Origin of the sequence: Microcoleus sp. AT3-A2, from assembly GCF_036705685.1 — a bacterium.
GTDB lineage: Bacteria > Cyanobacteriota > Cyanobacteriia > Cyanobacteriales > Microcoleaceae > Microcoleus.
This window is the reverse complement of the sequence record NZ_JAUBVF010000069.1, coordinates 28,988-32,352: the sequence shown is the minus strand read 5'-3', so window position 1 is coordinate 32,352 and position 3,365 is coordinate 28,988. Positions and strand designations below refer to the sequence as shown.

At 43.7% G+C, this 3,365-nt stretch carries 2 protein-coding genes; one reads left to right on the top strand and one right to left on the bottom strand.

Annotated elements, in window-relative coordinates:
* Positions 1 to 211: 211 nt before the first annotated feature.
* The gene (locus QUB37_RS25425; protein ID WP_333167441.1) at positions 212 to 853 is read left to right on the top strand and encodes a ribonuclease H1 domain-containing protein; all 642 of its coding nucleotides are present in this window, start codon (positions 212 to 214) and stop codon (positions 851 to 853) included.
* A gap of 235 nt (positions 854 to 1,088) precedes the next feature.
* Here the strand turns inward: QUB37_RS25425 and QUB37_RS25420 are convergent, their stop codons facing one another.
* Positions 1,089 to 3,053 carry a HAMP domain-containing sensor histidine kinase gene (locus QUB37_RS25420; RefSeq protein WP_333167439.1) on the bottom strand — a complete coding sequence of 655 codons (1,965 nt, stop codon included), beginning with the start codon at positions 3,051 to 3,053 and terminating at the stop codon, positions 1,089 to 1,091.
* Positions 3,054 to 3,365: the final 312 nt, after the last annotated feature.

Below are 3,365 nucleotides of genomic sequence, written 5' to 3'. Positions count from 1 at the left end.
TAATTGGGTCAACAGGTAAAAGATGAGTAAAATTACTCATTGACAATAGTGCTTTTAGCTTAACTTGTGAGTAATGCCCACACCTACCACCAAATCTAGATAAGGGAGTTTTGCTTGCAAACATGGGACAGTTTGTTAAGTATGTTGAAGACCTATATGAGTTGATTGCTTATTATGAAGAGCATGAAGTAGAATTATAAGTTTATATCTTATGGTATCCAAGAAATACTACGCTGTTTTCAAGGGTAGGAAGACAGGAATATTTTCAAGTTGGCAGGAATGTGAGGAGCAAATCACAGGCTTTAGTGGTGCGCTTTATAAATCCTTCAAGACCCAAGGTGAAGCAGAAGCAGCCTTAGAGCTTGCAAAACAAACTTCAATATTTCCCCAACAGCCTGAAAAAAGAAAGCAACAATCTGTCAAGGCAAACGCTATTTGTACCGATGCCATTATAATGGATAGTGTTTGTGTTGACGCTTCTTGCTTGGGCAACCCGGGTCCTGTTGAGTATAAAGGTGTTCACACAACAACACACGAAGTAATTTTTCACAAACGCCCAATACCTAACGGCACTAATAATCTTGGGGAATTCTTAGCTATTGTTCATGCACTAGCACACCTTAAAAATGAAGGAAAAGATCTACCTATCTATTCCGATTCACAGACAGCTATTCTTTGGGTTAGAAACAAGAAAGTACGAACAAAGTTACAACGAAATGAAAGTAGTGAGGAAATATTTAATTTGGTAGAACGGGCAGTGGCCTGGCTAGAGATTAATGACTATGCTAATCCCATCCTCAAGTGGAATACTGATTCTTGGGGGGAGATACCAGCAGACTTTGGTCGGAAATAAGTCTAATTCAAATACTATTTCACCTGATTCAACTATCTTAAAACTCATCACAGCATCAAAAATCTGGCGAATCCCCACAATTGAGCGCACCCAACTTCCCCCGATCGCGAAACCTGATCTTTCTGTTCGATCGCCCCCACTGACAAGACTAAAACATTTCGATATAAAGCCAGAGGTTTGAAACATAAATTTTCGCCCCTCTGCCTACCCCTACATCTCTCGCCCAAACATCACATCACCCGTTTCCCGCCGGTATGCGGACAGTGAAAATAGACCCTTTCCCCTCCTCGCTTTCTACCAAAATTTCCCCACCCATCATCTGACAGTAGTAGCGGCTAAGTGTCAGCCCCAATCCGGCGCCGTCGTAACGTCGCGTTGTTGAACAGTCAGCTTGCACAAAAGCTTCAAACAATTTGTGCTGTTGTTCTTCCGACATTCCAATTCCGGTATCCTTAACAGATAAGCAAATCCAATCCGACTCTTCAACATTCAGCAGGGCACAAGCGATCGCCGCAGAATGAGTTTGATCGGCAGCCATTGAATCGTCAATCGCCGATCGATCTGCTGTATTCAATTTTCCGCTTCCTTCAATGCGCCTGACACTCAGTTTAACCTTGCCGTTTTTGGTGAACTTACCAGCATTATTCAGCAAGTGCATCAAAACCTGCCGCACTTTCTTGAAATCTGCGTGCATGATACCCGCAGTTCGATCGCACTCTATTTCTAAAACATTGCCATTTTTCTCTACCAACTGTTTCGCGGCACACGCAACATTGTCCACCAAGGATGCGATGTCAAACTCCTGGATTTCCAGTTTCATACCCCCCGTTTCAATTTTTGACAAATCGAGGATATCGTTAATCAAAGATAGCAGGTGCGTGCCCGCCTTCTGAATCTTGTGCAAGTCAGGTACAAACTCATCGCATCCCGCATCTTGGGCATCTTCTGAAAGTAGTTGACTGTAGCCGATAATCGCATTTAAAGGCGTCCGCAATTCGTGGCTCATATTTGCTAAAAACTGGCTTTTAGCAGTGTTAGCGGTGACGGCGGCTTCCTTAGCTTGTTTTAATTCTTTAGTATGTTGGGAAACTCGCTCAATCAGGTGATTGAGAGACACAGCTAATGAGCCTATCTCGTCTTGTCCGGTGACGGGGACTCGCAAATCAAAATTCGACTCGGCCGCCACTTGTTCGGCAATCTGAGTGACGCTCACCACTGGTTTGGCGATCGCCCGACTGGTGCGGTCAGCCACCATTCCAGCCACCACTACCGACAGCAGCATACTAATAATAATTATGGCTTTTTCCATTCCTTGAGCATCCTCCATCACTTCACCACCTTGCCCCTCTTGCTGCTGGGCAATATCGAGGATTTTGCTCAATTCCTCAAGGCTGCTGTTAAGCTGTTTTACACCTTTTCCGCTTTCTGTCGCCAAAAGTTTTCGGGCAGACTCTATCTCCCGAGGTGACAGTTGCGATTGCTGGATTTGCTGCAAAGTTGACTTGAGAGTATCGGCGTAGGATTCTAAATCTTCCATGCAATCTCGCAGTAAACTTTTGAGAACTTCCGGCTTTGCTGCCAGCCAAGCAGGTTGGCTGTCGGCAAACTTCTCTATACGCAACCGCAGCTCTTTTGCCTGAACAATACTCTTGACAAACTGCTCTTCTTTCAGTTCCAGCTTGGCAGGATTATCTACAAAAGAATCTAGCTGCGCTCCCTGCAATTGTGCCGCCAGTGCTGCATCTTTAAAATTGCCCAGCAATTGCGCTTGTAGGTGAGCGTCATTGAATTGTTTTAATCCTTGTCCTTGATAGTAATCGGCAATCACCAGCCCGCTTAGGGAGCCAATAAATCCGATTGCTATTGCCAGGAAATACCCGCCACCAATTTTTTTATGGATGGACCAACCGCCAATTTTAGATGGCAACATTTTGCGGAGCTTTAAGCATGATCTTCCTACAAAATCCTGGCTGGGGATTTTATTATGTGGGGTTTCTATAGAAGCGACTTGTTCAGAAATAAAGAGCGGCATCAGTTTACCTATTTTGCTATTTTTTGGGTTTACCTTTCGCGTTGCCACAGGTTCTTTCTGCGGGTTAAATGGTTCTAACTCTGGATTGAACTCGCCCTGGTATTCCGAAACGGCAACCGATAAACTTGCTTCGTTCCCTGTTTTTTTTAGCAAGTTAATTTTTGACATATGCAACCCCTGTATTCTGTTGAAATCTACCACGCTCTTAAGTTCTCCAAACGGAAAATCTTGTCTATTTGACCGTAGACATCTGTGAAAAAGTATCTGAAACTCTTGTCGAGTCAGAGGCGAAACTTAAATTCGGTAGATGTCTAATAGATAATTAGGCTGTTGATTGCTGTTCTCAAATTACTTTTTCGGCTCGTAAAAGTCTGTAGCAGGCAAAATAAAGAAAATTTTATCCAAGCATGGAATTCTTCAGGCAGAAAATTCTCTCTGACCTGTTTTGCCTGTGAGTAGCCCAAAGCTGATATTGTCTGT

Bases quoted from the DNA above. Each gene is read 5' to 3' on its own strand.
- QUB37_RS25425 (WP_333167441.1), top strand. From the start codon at position 212: ATGGTATCCAAGAAATACTACGCTGTTTTCAAGGGTAGGAAGACAGGA.
- QUB37_RS25420 (WP_333167439.1), bottom strand. From the start codon at position 3,053: ATGTCAAAAATTAACTTGCTAAAAAAAACAGGGAACGAAGCAAGTTTA.